This window comes from Streptomyces sp. NBC_00659, from assembly GCF_036226925.1.
Lineage (GTDB): Bacteria > Actinomycetota > Actinomycetes > Streptomycetales > Streptomycetaceae > Streptomyces.
On record NZ_CP109031.1, the window covers coordinates 9,521,325 to 9,539,026 of the forward strand.

Annotated in this window: 16 protein-coding genes; 11 read left to right on the forward strand and 5 right to left on the reverse strand. The window is 72.8% G+C overall.

What is annotated here, in order from left to right; all coding sequences use genetic code 11:
• Positions 1 to 28 precede the first annotated feature (28 nt).
• The 5 genes from OG410_RS41990 (at position 29) to OG410_RS42010 (ending at position 6,759) form a co-directional block, all read left to right on the forward strand.
• Entirely contained in the window at positions 29 to 673 is a 645-nt protein-coding gene (locus OG410_RS41990; protein WP_329297206.1) for a ScbR family autoregulator-binding transcription factor, read from the forward strand.
• 170 nt (positions 674 to 843) lie between these two features.
• Complete coding sequence (locus tag OG410_RS41995) at positions 844 to 1,605, forward strand: acyl carrier protein (RefSeq protein ID WP_329297205.1); 762 nt, start codon at positions 844 to 846, stop codon at positions 1,603 to 1,605.
• Between the two features lie 13 nt (positions 1,606 to 1,618).
• Positions 1,619 to 3,493 (forward strand): beta-ketoacyl synthase N-terminal-like domain-containing protein, encoded by a 1,875-nt coding sequence (locus OG410_RS42000; RefSeq protein ID WP_329297204.1) that lies wholly within the window; start codon positions 1,619 to 1,621, stop codon positions 3,491 to 3,493.
• Complete coding sequence (locus OG410_RS42005; RefSeq protein WP_329297203.1) at positions 3,490 to 4,320, forward strand: 4'-phosphopantetheinyl transferase family protein; 831 nt, start codon at positions 3,490 to 3,492, stop codon at positions 4,318 to 4,320. Before OG410_RS42000 ends, OG410_RS42005 begins: the two co-directional genes overlap by 4 nt.
• Positions 4,321 to 4,413: 93 nt before the next feature.
• Positions 4,414 to 6,759, forward strand: coding sequence for a LuxR family transcriptional regulator (locus tag OG410_RS42010; RefSeq protein ID WP_329297202.1), 2,346 nt, complete (start codon positions 4,414 to 4,416; stop codon positions 6,757 to 6,759).
• An 8-nt stretch (positions 6,760 to 6,767) separates the two neighbouring features.
• Here the strand turns inward: OG410_RS42010 and OG410_RS42015 are convergent, their stop codons facing one another.
• Both OG410_RS42015 and ccrA read right to left on the reverse strand, forming a co-directional pair.
• Entirely contained in the window at positions 6,768 to 8,543 is a 1,776-nt protein-coding gene (locus OG410_RS42015) for a 3-hydroxyacyl-CoA dehydrogenase NAD-binding domain-containing protein (protein ID WP_329297201.1), read from the reverse strand.
• Positions 8,543 to 9,889 (reverse strand): crotonyl-CoA carboxylase/reductase, encoded by a 1,347-nt coding sequence (ccrA, locus tag OG410_RS42020; protein ID WP_329297200.1) that lies wholly within the window; start codon positions 9,887 to 9,889, stop codon positions 8,543 to 8,545. Before ccrA ends, OG410_RS42015 begins: the two co-directional genes overlap by 1 nt.
• A 265-nt stretch (positions 9,890 to 10,154) precedes the next feature.
• On the opposite strand from ccrA, the gene OG410_RS42025 reads away from it, so the two are divergent.
• Complete coding sequence (locus OG410_RS42025; protein ID WP_329297199.1) at positions 10,155 to 10,925, forward strand: thioesterase II family protein; 771 nt, start codon at positions 10,155 to 10,157, stop codon at positions 10,923 to 10,925.
• Between the two features lie 4 nt (positions 10,926 to 10,929).
• On the opposite strand, the gene OG410_RS42030 is transcribed toward OG410_RS42025, so the two are convergent.
• Both OG410_RS42030 and fabG read right to left on the reverse strand, forming a co-directional pair.
• Positions 10,930 to 11,883 (reverse strand): aromatase/cyclase, encoded by a 954-nt coding sequence (locus OG410_RS42030; RefSeq protein ID WP_329297198.1) that lies wholly within the window; start codon positions 11,881 to 11,883, stop codon positions 10,930 to 10,932.
• 79 nt (positions 11,884 to 11,962) lie between these two features.
• Positions 11,963 to 12,748 (reverse strand): 3-oxoacyl-ACP reductase FabG, encoded by a 786-nt coding sequence (gene fabG, locus OG410_RS42035; protein WP_329297197.1) that lies wholly within the window; start codon positions 12,746 to 12,748, stop codon positions 11,963 to 11,965.
• A 171-nt stretch (positions 12,749 to 12,919) separates the two neighbouring features.
• Between fabG and OG410_RS42040 the strand changes: the two genes are divergently transcribed.
• From OG410_RS42040 to OG410_RS42050, 3 genes are all read left to right on the forward strand, one after another.
• Positions 12,920 to 13,369 (forward strand): nuclear transport factor 2 family protein, encoded by a 450-nt coding sequence (locus OG410_RS42040; RefSeq protein ID WP_329297196.1) that lies wholly within the window; start codon positions 12,920 to 12,922, stop codon positions 13,367 to 13,369.
• Between the two features lie 156 nt (positions 13,370 to 13,525).
• Positions 13,526 to 14,602, forward strand: a complete 1,077-nt coding sequence (locus OG410_RS42045) for a serine hydrolase domain-containing protein (RefSeq protein WP_329297195.1) — start codon at positions 13,526 to 13,528, stop codon at positions 14,600 to 14,602.
• Positions 14,599 to 15,357, forward strand: a complete 759-nt coding sequence (locus OG410_RS42050) for an SDR family NAD(P)-dependent oxidoreductase (RefSeq protein ID WP_329297194.1) — start codon at positions 14,599 to 14,601, stop codon at positions 15,355 to 15,357. Before OG410_RS42045 ends, OG410_RS42050 begins: the two co-directional genes overlap by 4 nt.
• Positions 15,358 to 15,408: 51 nt before the next feature.
• Here the strand turns inward: OG410_RS42050 and OG410_RS42055 are convergent, their stop codons facing one another.
• On the reverse strand, positions 15,409 to 16,281 hold the full coding sequence (locus tag OG410_RS42055; RefSeq protein ID WP_329297193.1) for a class I SAM-dependent methyltransferase: 873 nt from the start codon (positions 16,279 to 16,281) through the stop codon (positions 15,409 to 15,411).
• Positions 16,282 to 16,414: 133 nt separating this feature from the next.
• Here OG410_RS42055 and OG410_RS42060 point away from each other — a divergent pair, with 133 nt between their 5' ends.
• Both OG410_RS42060 and OG410_RS42065 read left to right on the forward strand, forming a co-directional pair.
• The gene (locus OG410_RS42060) at positions 16,415 to 16,849 is read left to right on the forward strand and encodes an ester cyclase (protein WP_329297192.1); all 435 of its coding nucleotides are present in this window, start codon (positions 16,415 to 16,417) and stop codon (positions 16,847 to 16,849) included.
• Positions 16,819 to 17,691, forward strand: a complete 873-nt coding sequence (locus tag OG410_RS42065) for an SDR family oxidoreductase (protein ID WP_329297191.1) — start codon at positions 16,819 to 16,821, stop codon at positions 17,689 to 17,691. The genes OG410_RS42060 and OG410_RS42065 overlap by 31 nt, the downstream gene beginning before the upstream one ends.
• The last annotated feature ends 11 nt before the right edge of the window (positions 17,692 to 17,702 follow it).

The window sequence follows — 17,702 nt, forward strand, 5'->3', positions numbered from 1 at the left end:
GCTCCGTACGCAAGGAGGAGGGGCCGCAATGCAGGCCAGGTCGGAAAGGACGCGGCGCAGGCTGGTCAGGGCAGGCGCGCAGATGTTCAACCGCAACGGCTACGCCAGCGCGACACTGGGACAGATCGCGCAGGCGGCGGGTCTGACGAAGGGGGCGCTGTACTTCCATTTCGCCTCCAAGGACGGGCTCGCCGACGCCGTGCAGGAACAGGGGCACGCCGTGCTGGCCGACTTCGTGCACTCCCAGCGGGAGGCGGGCGTGGCGCCGGTGCAGGCGCTGATCGACATGACGCACTGGCTGGCCTGGATGCTCCACGAGGACGCGGTGATCCGGGCCAGCTTCCGGATCACCGGCGAATGCGCGGGACGGCAGCCGCCGGTCACCGACTTCCACCAGGCCTGGATCACCGAGGTGCTGCGGCTGATCGGCCGTGCCCGCGAGGCCGGCCAGCTGCGGGGCCACACCTTCGCGGACGGGCCGGAGACGCTGCTGTCCGCGGCGGTGTGCGGGATCGGAGTGCTCTCCGGCACCGGGATGCCCTATCCCGAACTCCGGCGCAGAGCAGGGGCGTTGTGGGACTCGCTGCTGGCGTGCCTGGTGCCGGCCGAGCATGCGGGGCGTTACGACGTGCACGCCTCGGCACTCACGGCCAATCTCCTCGAGGCGGGCTGAGAGGCGGGCGAGGCCCCACGCCGGCCGGCGCGGGAGAGCGGCGCGCCCGGCTTTTCCCGCGGACCGGCCGCGGCCGTGCAGTTTCCCTCCGCCCGGCGATGACCGGGCCCCACACACATCTTCGGTACTTCCGTCGTCGGTCGGCCGGGACGGATCTTTGGAGTCACGCCATGCCCCAAGACAGCCAGACATCCCCGAGCGCGGCGTTTGCCGGCCTCATGGGCGAACTCGTGGACATGCTCGCCGCCGTGCTGCGCCTCAAGGCCGAGAAGATCGACGCGGAGCAGACGTTCCAGTCGCTCGGGCTCGACTCGCTGCTGAGCGTCGAGCTGGTCGCCACCGTCAACGCCCGTTACGGCACGGCGGTCAAGCCCGACGCGTTGTTCGACCACCCCACGCTTCTCGAACTGGCCCGGCACGTGGCGCGCGAGCGGGGGATGCCGGGTGCGGCCCCCGCCGGCCGGCCCGGCTCCCGTGCGCCGGAGCGCGATCCGGGTCCTGCCCCCGCGCCGGCCCCCCAGCCCTCCCTGTCCTCCCCGTCCTCCCCGTCCTTCGGGGGTGCGGTCCTTGACGTGCTGCGCGAGGAACTCGCCCGCATCCTGTGCTGCGATCCCTGGGACATCGACACCACGGCCGCCTTCAACGTGCTGGGCGTGGATTCCATCCTGGGGGCGGAGTTCGTGGCGACGGTCAACCACATCTACCGATTGCGGGAGCGCGCCGTCACGCTCTACGACCATCCGAACCTGGCGGCCCTGGCCGCCCACGTCACCTCCCTGGCACCGGCCGGTGCTGCGGCCGGCGAGTCCGCGGCGCTCACCGATGCGGTTCCGGCCCTGGGGGTGATGAGCCTCGACGCTCTCCTCGACGCGGTGCGCGAGGAGAGGATCTCCGTCGACCAGGCCCTCGGCCTGCTGCCCCGGCGCTCCTGAACGGGCGGAAACCATGGACGAACGCGAGATACTCACACGGTTCAAGGCGGGGACGCTGGGCCGCGAGGAGGCCGGGCGGCTGCTGACCGGGCAGACACCGACCGGGCAGACACCGAACGGGCAGGCACCGACCGGGCAGGCGCCGAACGGGCCGGTGCCCCCGCCGCAGGCGGCCTCGCACACCGTGCCGCCGCAGGCCGAGGGCCACCCCGCTGCTGACGGCGGGTACGCCGTCGTCGGTCTTGCCGGGCGCTATCCCAAGGCGCCCGACCTGCACGCCTTCTGGGAGAACCTGCGCGAGGGCCGTGACACGTCCTGCGGCACGCCCCCCGGGCGTCCCGGCGGATCCGTCCTTGGACCGGGACAGCGCGGGCACCTCCTGGACAAGGTCGCGGAGTTCGACCCCGAATTCTTCGGACTCACGCCCCGTGAAGGTGCCCTGATGGACCCTCAGGAGCGCCTCTTCCTGGAGAGCGCCTGGGAGGCGCTGGAGGACGCGGGCTGCACCGGGGCCGGGCTGGACGCTCTCACCGGCCCCGGCGGCGCGCCGCGCGCGGTCGGGGTCTTCGCCGGCGTGGGCTCCGCGGACTATGCGCTGCTGGCCGCCGAGTCATGGGCCCGCGGACAGCGCGAGATGCCCGCCGGCGGCCATGGGGGCCTGCCCGGCAGGCTGGCCGCGCTGCTCGGGCTGAGCGGGCCCGGACAGGTGCTCGACACCGGCGCCTGCTCGGCCCTGACCGCCGTCCATCTGGCCGTCGGGTCGCTTGAGCGCGGCGAATGCGCCGCGGCTGTCGCCGGCGGTGTCGAACTGCTGCTGCACGCCTCGCGGGCCGGTGACGGGGCGGGGGAGGGAGTGGGCGCGGTGGTGCTCAAACGGCTCGACCGGGCGCTCGCCGACGGGAACCGGGTGTATGCGGTGATACGGGCCACATCGAGCGGATTTCGGCCCGGGAGCCCGGCGCCGGCCGCACTCGACGCGGCAAAGAACCGGCGCCGCGACGACGACACCCCGGTGGCCGGCGACGCCGTGGCGAGACAGACGCGGGACACGATCGCACGGCGGGTCGGGCAGGCCGGGGCGGCTCTGGGGATTGCCGGGATCACCGCTGCCGTGCTGCAGGTGGGGCAGGGGGTGCTCGCGCCGGTGCGGGACGGGCAGCAGGCCGTGCCGTGGAAGCGGGAGCGCGACGAGCGGGGGCGGGAGCTGCCCCGCAGCGCCACGGTCGAGGTGGACGGCGGGGGAGGGCTCGTCGCCCGCGCGGTCGTCGAGGAGTTCCTGCCCGTGCGCGGCGTACCGGGGGCGGACGGTGCAGGCGGCCCCGAGCTCGTCCTGCTTTCCGCACCGACACCCGCCCATCTCGCCGCCACCGCCGCCCGGCTGGCCGACTGGCTGGCGAAGTCCGAGCAGGGGGAGAACGGGGCGGAACTCGCCGATGTGGCGCGGTCTTTGCGGGCCGGGAGAGCCGCCATGCCGTGCCGGATCGCGCTCCTGGCCAAGGACGTGCCTCACCTGGTCGCCGGGCTGCGGCGGTTCGCCCGGACACGGACCGGCGACGGAGAGCTGAGCGATGCCGGTCTGCGGGACGGCGGCGGAGAGCTGAGCGATGCCGGTCTGCGGGACGGCGGCGGAGAGCTGAGCCATGCCGATCTGCGGGACGGCGGGGCCGATCCGCTCAGGCTGGGCCAGGCTCCGGAGACGCGTGACTACCTGGCCGCGCTGTGGCGCAGCGGACGCCTCGAACAGCTCATGGGGCTGTGGCTGTCCGGGATCGATGTCGGCCGGGCCGCCGTGCAGGACCTGCCCCGGGCGGCGGGAGCATCACCGCCGCCGTCCGCGTTCTTGCGGCGCACGCTGTGGCTGGAACCGCCCAGGGAGCGGACCGGATGAACGGGACGGCCCCGGCACCGCGGCCCATGACCTCCCAGGGACGAGACGAGGCGGTGAAGCTGTGGTTCTGCCCCAACGACGAGCTCGCCCCGGGCCTCGCCGCCACCCTGGCCGCGCACTGGCTGGACGAGCACGAGCAGGAGATCGCGGGAAGATTCCTCTTCGAACGTGACCGGCGCCAGTACCTCGTCGCCCACGCCCTGGTACGGCGCGTGCTGGCCCTGGAGAGCGGGATACCGGAGGCCGAGGCGGTGATCTGGCGTTCCTCCCGCGGGCGGCCCTTCCTGCACAAGCCGCCGCAGGGACTGCCGCGCGGCGGGCGCGAACTGGACTTCAACCTCTCCCACGCCCACGGTCACAACCTGCTCGGCGTGGTGCGCCGGCACCGGATCGGGGTGGACGTGGAGCGGCTGGACCGCGGTGAGCAGGGTTTCGACACCATCGTGGAGACCTTCGCCGAACAGGAACGCGACTGGGTGGCGCAGGCGGCGCCGGGCCGGCCCCGCGACCGGCGGGTGCTGCGGCTGTGGACGCTGAAGGAGGCCTATTCCAAGGCGCGGGGACTGGGCCTTGGACTGCCCTTCGACGCCTTCTCCTTCACCCTGGCCGAGGACCGCGGAGTGCTCGCCTTTCACCCGCCCGACAACGACCGCGAACGGTGGTGGCGCTTCGTGGAACTGGAGCCGGTGCCCGATGTGGTGGCCGCCGTGGCCGTGCTGGCCGGTCCCGAGGCGCCGCCCGTCCTGCAGCTGCATCACGGCTTCCCCTGGGGGCGGGCCGTACCGCGGCTGCTGACCCTGCCCGGGCCTGCGCGCGTGCCGGTGTAGGGACATCCCCCTCGGCGAACGCCCCCGGGCAAGGCGCCGACCGGCGCTTCGAGCGGCGCTCAGGTCCGGTACCAGCGAACCTGCCGTGCGCCTGTGCAGACTCTCCAGAAGAAGGAGCCGGCCAAGCGCGCGGCCCGACGCTCTGGGGGGTTGTTGATGGAGCTGGTGCGGCGAGGCGCTGAACTGGATCTGCTGGACGAGCTGTTCGCGTCCGCCGGGCGGACGCAGGGCGCCGCCGTGCTCGTCACGGGCAGTTCGGGGACCGGCAAGAGCGCCCTGCTGCGTGCCTTCGCACGACGCGCCGCACAGCAGGGAGCGCGGGTGCTGAGCGCCTGCGCGTCCCCGGCCGAGGCGTTTCTGCCGTTCGGCGTGGTGGGCCAGTTGCTCAGCGGCACCGGCCGGGCCGCCCGAGGGGACCCCTACGAGCCCGGCGGCGGGCCCGGCGCACTGCACGACGCGCTGCGCGCGCTGGAGGGGAGCGGCCCCGTGGTCGTCGTGGTGGACGACGTCCAGCACACGGACGAGCCGTCGGCACGGTGCCTGCTGTATCTGTGCGGCCGGCTGGCGGCCACCGGTGTCCTGCTGGTGATGAGCGGACGCCCGCACCCGCAACTGCCGCTGCCACTGGCCGAGTTGTTCCGCCACGCCCGCTGTGTGCCCCTGCCTTTGACGACGCTCTCCCCGGCGGGGGTCGCCGACTTCCTGCAGGCCCCCGGAAGGGGGGAGATGGACTGCGCGACGGCCCGGCGGCTGGCTCCCGACTGGCACCGGTTCAGCGGGGGCAACCCACGGCTGCTGTGCGGCCTCCTCGCCGACCACCGGGCCTGCGAACCCCTGCGTCCCTCCCGGCCCGTCGCCGGCATTGCCTTTCGCCGGGCCGTCGCGGACTGCCTGCGCGGCGCGGGAACCTCCGCGCTGCACACGGCACGAGCCCTGGCCGTACTCGCCGACCAGGCGACCCTCACCCTGCTCGCCCGGTTCCTGCGGGTTCCCGAACGGGCCGCCGCCGCCGCGCTGGAGGGGCTCGATGCGACCGGGCTGCTCGCCGGGGGGCGGCTGCGCCACGAAGGGGTGCGGGCCGCGGTGCTCGAGGACCTGTCCGCCAAGGAGAGCGGCCTGCTGCACGCGCGAGCGGCCAAGGTGCTCTACGACGACGGAGCCGAACCTCCGGCCGTGGCCGTGCACCTCGTCGCCGCCGAGGCCGACGGGGCCGCGGGCACCTCACCGGCGTGGGCGGCGCCGCTGCTCGCCGAGGCGGCACAGCACGCGATGCGCTCCGGCGGGATGCACCGGGCCGCCCAGTTCCTGCGCACCGCGTACCGCGCGGGAGGGGACGAGCAGAGCCAGGGCGGCCTGCTCGAAACCCTCGCCCGGGCCGAGTGGGAGAACGACCCGGCCGCCGTCCTGCGCCACCTGCCCGCGCTGGAGCGCGACCTCGCGGCCCGGCGGCTCGATACCGCGCAGACGGTGGGGGCAGCGGGCCTGCTGCTGTGGCACGGGCGGGTGGAGCCGGTGACGCGGGCCTGCGGTTCACTCGCCGGCGGCAAGAGCGGCGCGGCCGAACGGGAGCTGAGGACCGCGCTGGGACACCTCTGCCCCGGTGCGGTGAGCCAGGGCGGCGGGGCGCAGGCGGACATGGCCGCGGAGCAGGTGCTGGAGTCGATCGTGCACGGGCACGCCCCGGCCCCTTCCGTCGCCGCGGTGCTGAGCGTGCTGCTGCACGCGGGGCAGACCGGGCGGCTCGGGCAGTGGTGCGCGCTGTCGGCCGGCGCCGACCTCGCGCAGAGCCCGCCGGCCCGGCGGGCGGTGGCTGCCGCGGTGGCCGCGGTGGTGCATGTCCGGGCGGGGGCCTACGACGTCGGGGCCGGGCACGCCGAGCGGGCGCTGGGGCTGTTGTCGCCAGGAGCGTGGGGCGTGGCGGTCGGGATGCCGCTCGCGGCGGCCGTGCGGGCGGCCACCGAGCGGGAGGCCTACCAGGAGGCGGGGCGGCTGGTGCGTATTCCGGTGCCGGAGGGGATGTTCCGGTCGCGGGCCGGGCTGCACTACCTGCTGGCCCGGGGCGGGTTCTTGCTGGCCTGCGGACGGGCTCGGGCCGCGCTCGGGGACTTTCACCTGTGCCGGGATCTGCTGGCGGAGTGGGGCACCGAGGCGGGGGAGGCGGTCGACTGGCGGGGGCCTGCCGCGCAGGCCGCGCGGTGCTTGAGCGCGGGCGGGCCGGACAGCGATCCGGCCGCCGTGCTGACGCGGGCCGAGCGCAGGGTCGCGGTGCTCGCGGCGGACGGCTGCACCAACCGGGCCATCGCCGCGCGGCTGTATGTCACGCCGAGCACGGTCGAGCAGCATCTCACCAGCGTGTACCGCAAGCTGCGGGTGCGCTCCAGGGAGGATCTGGCGAAGCTGGTCGGGGACGGTGCCCAGCGGCTCGTCCGAGCCCGGTGAGGGCATGCTCAGCGGGACGTTGCCGCGGTGCGCAGCCCCCTGCCGTTCTTGCGGCCCAAAAAGCCCGCGGCCAGGAGTTCGGCGAGGGCGTTCGACGGCTTGTGCTCCGGGGTCTTGAAACGGTCGTACAGGCGCCGCTGGATGGCCAGGGAGACGTCCAGGCCGATGGTGTCAAGGAGGGCGAAGGGACCCATGGGGTAGTTGAAGCCGTGCTGGACCGCCGCGTCGGTGCGTTCGATGAGGGTGTCGTCCGCGCCCGGGCGGTCCAGCAGGGCCAGGGCCGCGCCCAGGTAGGGGAACAGCAGGCTGTTGACGATGAAGCCGGTGCGGTCGGTGCACTCCACCGCCGTCTTGCCCAGGCCCAGGCAGAAGGCGCGGGCCAGGGCCAGGGTGCGTGGCGCGGCCGTGTCCGTGCGGACCAGTTCCACCAGGCGCATCACCGGAGCCGGGTTGAAGAAGTGGATGCCGACGACGTCCAGGGGGCGGCCGGAAGCCTCGGCGCAGGCGGTGACGGACAGGCTCGAGGTGGTGGTGGCCAGTACCGCGCCCGGCGCGCACACCCGGCCCAGCGTCCGAAACAGCGTGCGCTTCACCTCGGGTTCCTCGGCCACGGCCTCCATGACCAGGTCGCACTCGGCCAGGGCCGCGAGGTCGTCGGTGGCGTGCAGACGGGCCAGGGCCTGCGACCTGGCCCTGGCGGTGGTCTTTCCCCGGCGCACCGCGCGGGCCAGCGAGTTCGCCACGGCTGCCAGGGCCGCGTCGGCCTTCTCGGCGCTCCGCGCCACCAGCACCGTCGGGTGCCCCGCCGCGGCCGCCACCTCGGCGATGCCCCGGGCCATGGCACCGGAGCCGAGCACACCGACGCGGTGCACGCCCGCGGCGTCCGCTTCAGGGCCCGGGCCGGCCTGGGCCGGGAGCTGGGCGCCCGTCTCGCCGTACGCGTAGAAGCCGCCGCCGCTCTTGCGGCCCAGGAGCCCGGCCGCGACCATCCGGCTCAGCAGCGGCGCGGGCTCGAAGGCGCTGTCGCCGGTGCGCCGCCACAGGTCCATCAGGGCGGCGTGGGCCGTGTCGAGGCCGATGCGGTCCAGGGTCTCCAGCGGTCCGGCCGGCAGACCGCAGCCCAGACGCATCGCGGTGTCGATGTCGTGGTGCGTGGCGTAGCCCTCGTCGAGCAGGACGACCGAGCGGTTCAGCAGCCCCAGGACCAGGGCGGTGGCGTCGGCGGCAGGACCCGAGCCGACCTCGACGGGGGTGAGCCCGGCTGCGGCGACCAGGGCGTTCAGCGCGGCCGCGGTCTCCTTCGCGGCGAGAGGCGTCAGGACCGGCTCGGCCGGGCCGCCGGGGGCGGGCGGGGTGAACAACCGCAGCCCGACGAGGTCGGCGGGGCGCCCCGCGCCGATGGCCAGGCGGACCACGGACAGCGTCGCCGTGGTGGTCACCAGGGTGGTGCCGGGCGGGCAGGCGGCGGTGATCCGGCTCAGGGCCAGGGCCTTGGCGGCCGCGGTGTCCGCTACGGCTTCGACGACCACGGACGACCCGCGCAGCAGCGCGTGGTCGCAGGTGAAGGTCACGGCCTGCTGCTCGGGGCCGTCACCGTGGACGGCCTTGACCCGCCGGGCCACCCGCGCCAGGACGTCGAAGTCCGTGTCGACGGCGACGACGTGATGGCCGGCGCCGAGCAGCAGGTGCAGGAGCGCCTCGCCCACCGGGCCCAGACCCACGATGCCGGTCACGGGCGCGGTCACGGGCGCGGGCGTGGGGGAGTGCGGGGTCTGCTCGGTCATCAGTGCGCCTGCCCTTCACGGAAGCGGTTGATGGCGTCGGCGTGCCGGGCGCGCAGCTCCTGGTCGCGCACGCCGAGGCCTTCCTCGGGGGCCAGGCACAGGACGCCGACCTTGCCCTGGTGGAGGTTGCGGTGCACGTCGTAGGCGGCCTGCCCGGTGTCCTGCAGGGAGTAGACCTTCGACAGGGTGGGGTGGATCCTGCCCTTGGCGACGAGCCGGTTGGCCTCCCAGGCCTCGCGGTAGTTCGCGAAGTGCGAGCCGACGATCCGCTTCAGCGACATCCACAGGTAGCGGTTGTCGTACTCGTGGTGGTGGCCGGAGGTGGAGGCGCAGGTGACGATGGTGCCGCCCTTGCGGGTGACGTACACCGAGGCGCCGAAGGTCTCACGGCCCGGGTGCTCGAAGACGATGTCCACGTCCTCGCCGCCGGTGAGCTCGCGGATGCGCTTGCCGAAGCGCTTCCACTCCTTGGGGTCCTGGGTGTGCCCGTCCTTCCAGAACCTGTAGTCCTCGGCGCTGCGGTCGATGATCGCCTCGGCGCCCATCGTCCGGCAGATCTCCGCCTTGCGGTCACTGGAGACCACGCAGACGGGGTTGGCGCCGCCGGCCAGGGCCAGCTGGGTGGCGTAACTGCCCAGTCCGCCGCTGGCGCCCCAGATCAGGACGTTGTCGCCCTGCTTCATCCCGGCGCCGTTGCGCGAGACCAGCTGCCGGTAGGCGGTGGAGTTCACCAGCCCCGGCGCCGCTGCCTCCTCCCAGCTCAGGTGCTCCGCCTTGGGCATCAGCTGGTTGGACTTGACGAGCGCGACCTGGGCCAGGCCGCCGAAGTTGGTCTCGAAGCCCCAGATGCGCTGCTCGGGGTCGAGCATCGTGTCCCCGTGCCCGTCGGCCGACTCCAGCTCCACCGACAGACAGTGGGCCACCACCCGGTCGCCGGGCTGCCACCGGCTCACGCCGGGTCCGGTGCGCAGCACCACCCCGGCCAGGTCCGAACCGATCACGTGGTACGGCAGGTCGTGGCGGGCCGATGCCGGTGACAGGCGGCCGTACCGCTTCAGGAACGAGAACGTGGGCAGCGGTTCGAAGATGGCCGACCAGACGGTGTTGTAGTTCACCGACGAGGCCATCACCGCCACCAGCGCCTCACCCGCCGCGGGCTGCGGCACCGGCACGTCCCGCACCTGCAGCGACTTGCGCGGGTCCTTGTCCGCCGAGGCCATGCCCTCGAACATCGAGACGTCTTCCTCGCGCAGCACCGCACCGAGGTAGGACTCCGGAAGCCGCAGCCCCGCGAAGTCCTGCGGCGAGGCGTCCTCGGAGAGAACAGCGCTGACGATCTCATGCATGTGAGTTCCCTGATTCCCTTGGCACGCGAGCACGGCGAGGAGCGCAAGTACGTCCGGTTCAGCGTGTATCAGGGCGGTCCGCGGGCAGTACCCCTGCTCTCCCCTGCTCACCCCCTGAGTCAAGGCGGCCCGAACCCAGGGGCAGGGCAGGGGAAGCCAGGGGCTCGCGCGGGCGCTCATCCTGGGACACACGCCCGAACGGATCCGGGGCCGGGCGCACACCCGCCCAGGCCACCCCGGCCGACAGCCTCCAGGAGAACTCCTCATGACGGGAACCCCCGGCGACAGCCCCTGGTTCAGGAACTTTCGCCCCGCCCCCGACGCGCCCGCACGCCTGGTCTGCCTGCCGCACGCCGGCGGATCGGCCAGCTTCTTCTTCCCCGTGGCCCAGGCGCTGTCCCCGCGGCTGGAGGTGCTGGCCGTGCAGTACCCGGGCCGCCAGGACCGTCTCAGGGAACCGGCCCTGCCCGGCATCGAGGTGCTCGCCGAGCGGATCGTCGAGGAACTCGGGCCGTGGACCGACCGGCCCTACGCCCTGTTCGGGCACAGCATGGGCTCGATCGTCGCCTTCGAGGCCGCGCGCCGTCTGCAGGACGCGGGCCGCGGTCCCGTCGAGCTCTTCGTCTCCGGGCGCCGCGCCCCAGCGCTGGACCGCGACGGGGACCGGCAGCCGCGCACCGACAGCGAAGTCCTCGCGGAGATACGGTCGTTGAACGGCACCGGTGCCGGGCTCCTCGACGACGAGGAGACGCTGCGCATGATCCTGCCCGCACTGCGCGCCGATTACGCGGCGGTGCGCAACTACCGCTACCACCACGGTCCCGCGCTGGAGTGCCCCATCACCGCCTTCACCGGCGACCGCGACCCGAAGGCCGAGGTCGCCGAGGTGCGGGCCTGGCACCAGCACACCCGCTCCGCGTTCGAGCTGAACGTGCTGCCGGGCGGCCACTTCTTCCTCGTCGACCGGGCCGCCGAGGTGCTGGCCAGGATCGAGGACCGCCTGGCCGAGGTCACCGCCCCGCACCGGGCGGCCTGACCCGTCAGCGGGGTGCGAGTGCCGATTCCGCGTACTGCTTGGCGAGGTTGAGGGTGGCGGTGGAGTTGCGGCCCAGAGCCTCACGGACGTAGCGGCGGGCCTGTTCGACGGAGGCGTCCTCGCCCAGGACCGGCCTGATCGCCTCCTCGCGCAGCACCACGCTGTGCCGGGAGGTGACAATCACACCGCTCTCGTCGGGCACGACGGACCACGCACCGGTGTGGGCGTCCATCAGGGCCGGGGTCGCCGTCTGCTTGTAGACGATGCGCAACGTGTCGGGAAAGCAGACGCGGACGGACTTCGTGGTGTGCACCGAACCGTCGGCGGTGCGCGTGTCCATCGCCATGACCTGCACCCCGGGAATGTCCTCGGCCAGGTCCAGACGGTCGACGTGCGGGACGAGCCGGGGCCAGTCCGCGACCCGGTGGAGGAAGTCGTAGACCGGCCGGCCCGGGCCCTTGACCCGCACACTGTCCTCGAAGGAGAGCACCAGCGCGTCGAGCCGGGTCCAGCGCTCGGCGAGGTCCCTGACCCGGCCCAGCTCCGCACGGCTGTTGGTGTCCGTGGCCCGCTCGACCCACTCGACGTCCTCGGGACGGTCCTGGTCCACCGTGAAGTCGTGCAGCAGGACCAGCCGGGACGAGCCGCCCCGCTCCTCGACGATCCAGCTGCCGCCCATCGCGGTGAGCGGGGAGGCCGGCACCTCCTGGCGAAAGTCGATACGCCGCCCGGCCGGGTCCAGCCGCCGGCGCGACGTCCACGACTTGACCGTGTCGTTGGCGGTCGCCCACATCCGCAGCCGCTCGTCCGTGCCGTCGGACTCCAGCCGCTGCACGTGCACGTTCGGGGGGAAGAACAGCGGCCACTGCACCGCGTCCGAGACCAGCCCGTACACGACCGCCGCGGGCGCGGCGATCTCCACGTCGTGCGACGTGCGGTGCACACGCTCGGTTGCCATCACGAACACCCATCCTTCATGCGGATTGCTGAGAATTGCTGCGGATTGCCATGGACTGCCGCGGATGCCGGCAACGGGATCAGAAGTTGCCCAGTCCGCCGCAGACGTTGAGTGCCTGGGCGGTGACGGAGGCGGCGGTCTCGGAGGCCAGGTAGCCCACGAGCCCGGCGACCTCCTCGGGCGTCGAGTAGCGGCCGAGCGGGATCTTCGCCTCGAACTGCTCCTGCACGTAGTCCTCCGTGGTGTCCCAGGCGGCCGCGTACCCCTGCCGCACCCGCTGGGCCATGGGGGTCTCCACATAGCCGGGGCACACCGCGTTGACGGTGATCCGGGCCGGGGCGAGCTCCCGGCCCAGCGCCTTGGTGAAGCCGACGACGCCGTGCTTGGAGGCGCTGTAGGGGGCGCCGAGCAGGACACCCTGCTTGCCTGCCGTGGAAGCGATGTTGATGATCCGGCCGTGGGCCGCGCCGGACAGGCCGCCGTTCTTGAGCACCTCGCGGGTGACCAGGAAGACGCTGTTGAGGTTGGTGTCGATGACGTCGTACCAGAGGTCGTCGGCGAGGTCGGCGGTGACGCCGCCGCCGCTGCGCCCGGCATTGTTGACCAGGATGCCGACCGGCCCGTGGGCCTCGACGGCGGCGGCGACCAGGCGGGCCACCGATTCCCGGTCGCGGACGTCGGCGGCGACGCCGTCGGCGGTCAGGCCCTCACCGCGCAGGTCCTCGACCGTCTGCTTGACCTTCTGCTCGTCCCGGGCGCACAAAAAGACGGGGTGGCCACTGCCGCCCAGCTCCCGTGCCACTGCCAGCCCGATACCACTCGTACCACCCGTGATCAGCGCGGAGGGCTTCGTCGTTGTCGTCATCGGTGTCCTTCCACAAACGCCGTAGTGACCCCGACCGTGTCCCGTGCTCCTCGAGGTAGGGCGGAACATCCCTCGACCAGCCGTCCCCGGGCGGGCTTGAGGGATGTTCCAACCGGGTGCGACCGGGCCCGGGCAGGCTGGCGCGGCCGAACCGACCGAACGGAGACACCCATGACGACTGCACCCGAACGCGCGCAGGCCCCCGCATGGTCCGCCGAACTGCACGCACAGGCACAGCAGTTCTACGCGCACCAGATGCAGCTGCTCGACCTCGGCGAGGCCGAGCGGTGGGCGGGGACCTTCACCGAGGACGCGACGTTCGCCGTGCCCACACTGCCCGAGCCGGTACGCGGCCGCGCCGGCCTCGTCGCGGCGACCCGGCGGACCGCGGCCGGGCTCGCCGCCGCCGGACAGCGCCACCGTCACTTCATCGGCATGCTCGACGTCCGCCCGCGGCCCGACGGCGCCGTGGACGTCCGCTCCTACGCGATCGTCTACGCCTCGCAGATCGGCGGCGAGTCCCAGGTGCACCGCGTGTGCGTCTGCGAGGACGTGCTGGTGCGCCAGGACGGCGAACTGCGGGTGTCCGCCCGCACGGTGACCCGCGACGACCTGGCCTGAGCGAGGCTCCAGCCGCACCCCGCCGCCTCTCCACCCCGGCGGGCCAGCCTCGGCACAGCCGTACGACCCGGGCACAGCCCAAGACCGGTGCGAGACCGCCGCAAGAGCCGCGCACCGCCGTAAGAACCGACTGCCACCCGATGGGGGTTTGCCGACATGACGCAGACGACGATCGCCCGGCCGCAGGCCTCGGCCCTGGAACGGGCCGTCCAGGGCGCCGCCGACCGGCTCGTCGAAGCAGGAGCCGCGAGCGTGCAGTTCCGGGTCGCCCGGGGGGAGGAGTCCTTCGTGGTGACCTCCGGGATCGCGGAGCTGGGCACCAGCCGCCCCGTCCCCGCGGACGGCCGCTTTCGCATCTCCTGCATCACCAAGCCGTTCGTGGCTGTCGTGGTGCTGCAGCTGGTCGCCGAGGGCAGGATCGACCTCGACCGCAGTGTCGAGAGCTATCTGCCGGGTCTGCTGCCCTACGGTGAGAAGATCACCATCCGCCATCTGATGCAGCACACCAGCGGCCTGTACAACTACATGGACTCGTTCCAGAAACCGGGCGACCGCTTCCTGCGCGACCGCTACAAGCACTACGAGCCCCAGGACCTGATCGCCGTCGCGGCCGCCAAGCCGCTGGAGTTCGAGCCCGGCACCAGGTTCGCGTACTGCAACACGAACTACTTCGTCATCGGCCTGCTCATCGACCAGGTCACCGGCCGCTCGTACCGTCAGGAGATCACCGAGCGCGTCCTTCAGCCGCTGCAGCTGACGCAGACCGTGCTGCCGGGCGACGACCCGAACATCCCCGAGCCGCACGCCCGTGGCTACATGCAGATCGGCGGCGAGCCCGTCGACGTGACGCTCATGAACCCCTCCGAGGCCGGCTGCGCGGGCGAGATCATCTCCACCACCGCCGACCTGGACCGGTTCTTCACCGCACTGTTCAGCGGAAAGCTGCTGAACGAGCCGGAGTTCACCGAGATGACCACCCCGCTGCCTCCCGAGATGATCGAGAACCTGCCGATGGGCATCGGCTACGGCCTTGGCATCATGAAGCTCGAGAACGACGACGACCTCGACCTGTGGGGCCACGGTGCCGGCATCCCCGGCTACGCCACCTTCGCGGCCACCACCCGAGACCTGGACGCCCGGGTGCAGCTGTCGTTCACGATCGGCGACAAGGACTTCGGCCCGGAGGCGGAGCAGGCCGTCATCCGCGGTGTCAACATCGCGCTGTGCTCATGAGCACAGGCACGCGGAAAGCCGTCGTCGTCACGGGCGGCGGCACGGGAATAGGCGCGGCGACGGCGCACGCATTCGCCGAGGACGGGGCGAACGTACTCGTCGTCGGCCGCAGCGAATCGACACTGAAAGAATCGGCGGCGGGGTACGAGGACAGAATTCACATCCTTTCCAAGGACATTCACGACGCGGACGCCCCGGAAATCATCGTCGAAACGGCTGTCGAGAAATTCGGCCGCATCGACGTCCTGGTGAACAATGCCGCCGTCACCGGATTCGCGGCCCTGGACGGCCTGGACCGCGAATCGGTGCGCGCCCAGCTGGGCACGAACCTCCTCGCCCCGGTGTTCTTGACCCAGCGGGCGCTGGACGCGCTCGAGGCGACCAGGGGCGTCGTCGTGAACGTCAGCTCCGCGGGCTCGCTGGGCCGGCGGGCGTGGCCGGAGAACTCCGTGTACGGCATGGCCAAGGTCGCCCTCGACTTCCTCACCCGCACCTGGGCGGTGGAGCTCGCCCCGCGCGGCATACGGTCGGTCGGCATCGCCCCGGGAGTCGTCGACACCGGCGTCGGGGTGCGGGCCGGCATGCCCGCCGAGGCCTACGAGGCGTTCCTGGGCGAGATGGCGCAGCGGATTCCGGCGGGCCGGGTGGGCCGGCCCGAGGACATCGCCTGGTGGATCGTGCAGCTGACCCGGCCGCAGGCCGCCTACGCCAACGGCACGGTCCTCGCGGTGGACGGCGCGCTGTCCGTGACGTGAGCCGCACACGGATGAGGCCCCCGTCGCCGGGGGCCTCATCCGTGTGCGCGCTCAGATGGCCACGGTGGCCGTGACGTAGCGGACCGGGACGTCGATGTGGACCAGGCCGTCCGCGCCGCGCAGCGCGTCGAGCGCCGTGACGAGCCGGGCACGCAGGACGGCGGCCTCGTCGGCCGGGAGATGCTGCCACAGCAGCCGCATGCCCTGTGTGTGGGACCAGTCGGCCCAGGCCTCGCCGGAGCGGGCCGTCATGTCCACCGTCTCGTCGGTGATCTCCACCGCGCCGAAGCCGGCCCTGTGCAGCGCGGCCCTCAGGTCCGCGGGGTCCTCCAGCCAGGAGTGCAGCTGCTCGTGCAGCTGCTCCGGGTGCCAGGCGGGCGGCAGGTGGCGCAGCAGGGACATCGGGATCAGGTCGGTGAACAGCGGCGGGAGGAAGGGGAAGGTGTCCCGGGTGAACACCGGGCTGGTGAAGGCGATCCGGCCCCCCTCGCGCAGCAGGCCGGCATAGCGGGCCAGTGCGGCCCGCGCGTCCGGCAGGAAGATCACGCTGTAGCTGCCGAGCACCAGGTCGAACGAGCGGGCGGGCAGATCGGGGTGCTCCCCGTCCATCACCCGCAGCTCGACGTTGCCGATGCCCTGCCGTGCCGCCTCACGGCCGGCCTCCTCGATCATCGCCTCGGCGATGTCGATGCCGAGCGCACCGCCCTGCGGACCGGCCAGCCGCGCGGCGGGCAGCAGCGTGGCGCCCAGGCCGCAGCCGACGTCGAGGAGCCGCTGGCCCGGCCGCGGCCCGGCGATCTCCACCAGCCGCGCGCCCATGGGCGTGAAGAATTCCACGCCCAGCCGGTCATAGGTCGCCGCGGCCCCGTTGAAGGCGGCGGTGACTTTTGTTTTGTACGTTGCCGTGTCCGTGTCCGTGACCATGTCCCCATGCTGGGGTCGCCACCCCGTGCGCAGCTGGAGGACGCCTCGAAAGCGAGAGGAGCCCGGAAATCTTCCCTTGCCCCCACCGGGAGATCGCACAGACAATACGGAAAATGCCCGCGGAGGGAATTCGATGAGCAGTCAGACAGCCGCTGTACGCCGCATGATCGATGCCTACAACACCGGTGAGACCGAGGACGTCGCGGAATACATACACCCGGAATACCTCAACCCCGCGACGATGGAACACATGGACCTGCGCGGTCCCGACTCCTTCGCGATGGCCGTCAAGTGGCTGCGCATGACGTTCTCCGAGGAAGCGCACCTGGAGGAGGTGCTGATCGAGGAGCGCGGCGACTGGGTGCGCGCCAGCCTCGTTCTGTACGGCCGCCACGTCGGCGAGCTGGTGGGCATGGCGCCGACCGGCCGCAGGTTCTCCGGTGAGCAGATCCACCTCATCCGCTTCGTCGACGGCAAGATCCGTGACCACCGTGACTGGCCGGACTACCAGGGCACCTACCGTCAGCTCGGCTCGCCGTGGCCCGAGCCGCAGGGCTGGAGGGCCTGACCATGATCCTGGTCACCGGAGCGACCGGCAAGGTCGGCCGCGAGGCCGTTGGCCGGCTCACCGAGACGGGCCGCAAGGTACGGGCCCTGAGCCGCACGCCCGAGGAGGCCGGCCTGCCCGAGGGCGTGGACGTCGTCGCCGGCAGCCCCGCCGACCCCGACTCGCTGGCCGCCGCCTTCACCGGCGTCACCACGGCGCTGATCGTGCTCTCCGGCGACGTCGCGGGCCAGGCCCGCAACATCGCCGTGGCCGCGACGGCCGCGCAGGTCGAGCACATCGTGTTCCTGTCGTCGGCGAGCGTGCTGCACCCGCTGGCGCACGGCATCGCGGACGAACACCGCGCCGCGGAGCGGGAGATCACCGCGTCCGGCGCCGCCACCACGTTTTTGCGCCCCGGCCCCTTCCACGCCAACACCTCGTGGTGGGTCAAGAGCGTCCGCGACAGCGGTTCGGTGCGCTGCTGGATCGGCAACAACCCCGGTGCGCCCATCGACGAGTACGACCTCGCCTCGGCCGCCGTCGCCGCGCTCACCCAGGACGGCCACCGCGGCAAGGCGTACGTCCTGACCGGCGACGAGATCCTCACCTCCGAGGAGCAGGCCCGCATCCTGGGCCAGACCCTGGGCCGCAGGCTGAGCTTTTCCGTCGCCCCCCAGGAGGAGGTCGTCGAGGTCTTCGCGGGCATCACCGGCGACCGGGCGGCCGCAGTGACCAACGTGGCCGCGCTGCACAGCCCCGAGGTGCCGTGGGCCACGCCCACGACGGCCGTGCGGGACCTGACCGGCCGTGACCCCCGTCCCTACCGTGACTGGGCGGCCGCCAACGCCGCGCTGTTTCGCTGAGAGAGGCTGCG

Excerpts from the sequence above, each read along its gene's own strand:
- OG410_RS41990 (WP_329297206.1), top strand. The coding sequence starts at position 29 with ATGCAGGCCAGGTCGGAAAGGACGCGGCGCAGGCTGGTCAGGGCAGGC.
- OG410_RS41995 (WP_329297205.1), top strand. The coding sequence starts at position 844 with ATGCCCCAAGACAGCCAGACATCCCCGAGCGCGGCGTTTGCCGGCCTC.
- OG410_RS42000 (WP_329297204.1), top strand. The coding sequence starts at position 1,619 with ATGGACGAACGCGAGATACTCACACGGTTCAAGGCGGGGACGCTGGGC.
- OG410_RS42005 (WP_329297203.1), top strand. The coding sequence starts at position 3,490 with ATGAACGGGACGGCCCCGGCACCGCGGCCCATGACCTCCCAGGGACGA.
- OG410_RS42015 (WP_329297201.1), bottom strand. The coding sequence starts at position 8,543 with ATGACCGAGCAGACCCCGCACTCCCCCACGCCCGCGCCCGTGACCGCG.
- ccrA (WP_329297200.1), bottom strand. The coding sequence starts at position 9,889 with ATGCATGAGATCGTCAGCGCTGTTCTCTCCGAGGACGCCTCGCCGCAG.
- OG410_RS42025 (WP_329297199.1), top strand. The coding sequence starts at position 10,155 with ATGACGGGAACCCCCGGCGACAGCCCCTGGTTCAGGAACTTTCGCCCC.
- OG410_RS42030 (WP_329297198.1), bottom strand. The coding sequence starts at position 11,883 with ATGGCAACCGAGCGTGTGCACCGCACGTCGCACGACGTGGAGATCGCC.
- fabG (WP_329297197.1), bottom strand. The coding sequence starts at position 12,748 with ATGACGACAACGACGAAGCCCTCCGCGCTGATCACGGGTGGTACGAGT.
- OG410_RS42040 (WP_329297196.1), top strand. The coding sequence starts at position 12,920 with ATGACGACTGCACCCGAACGCGCGCAGGCCCCCGCATGGTCCGCCGAA.
- OG410_RS42045 (WP_329297195.1), top strand. The coding sequence starts at position 13,526 with ATGACGCAGACGACGATCGCCCGGCCGCAGGCCTCGGCCCTGGAACGG.
- OG410_RS42050 (WP_329297194.1), top strand. The coding sequence starts at position 14,599 with ATGAGCACAGGCACGCGGAAAGCCGTCGTCGTCACGGGCGGCGGCACG.
- OG410_RS42055 (WP_329297193.1), bottom strand. The coding sequence starts at position 16,281 with ATGGTCACGGACACGGACACGGCAACGTACAAAACAAAAGTCACCGCC.
- OG410_RS42060 (WP_329297192.1), top strand. The coding sequence starts at position 16,415 with ATGAGCAGTCAGACAGCCGCTGTACGCCGCATGATCGATGCCTACAAC.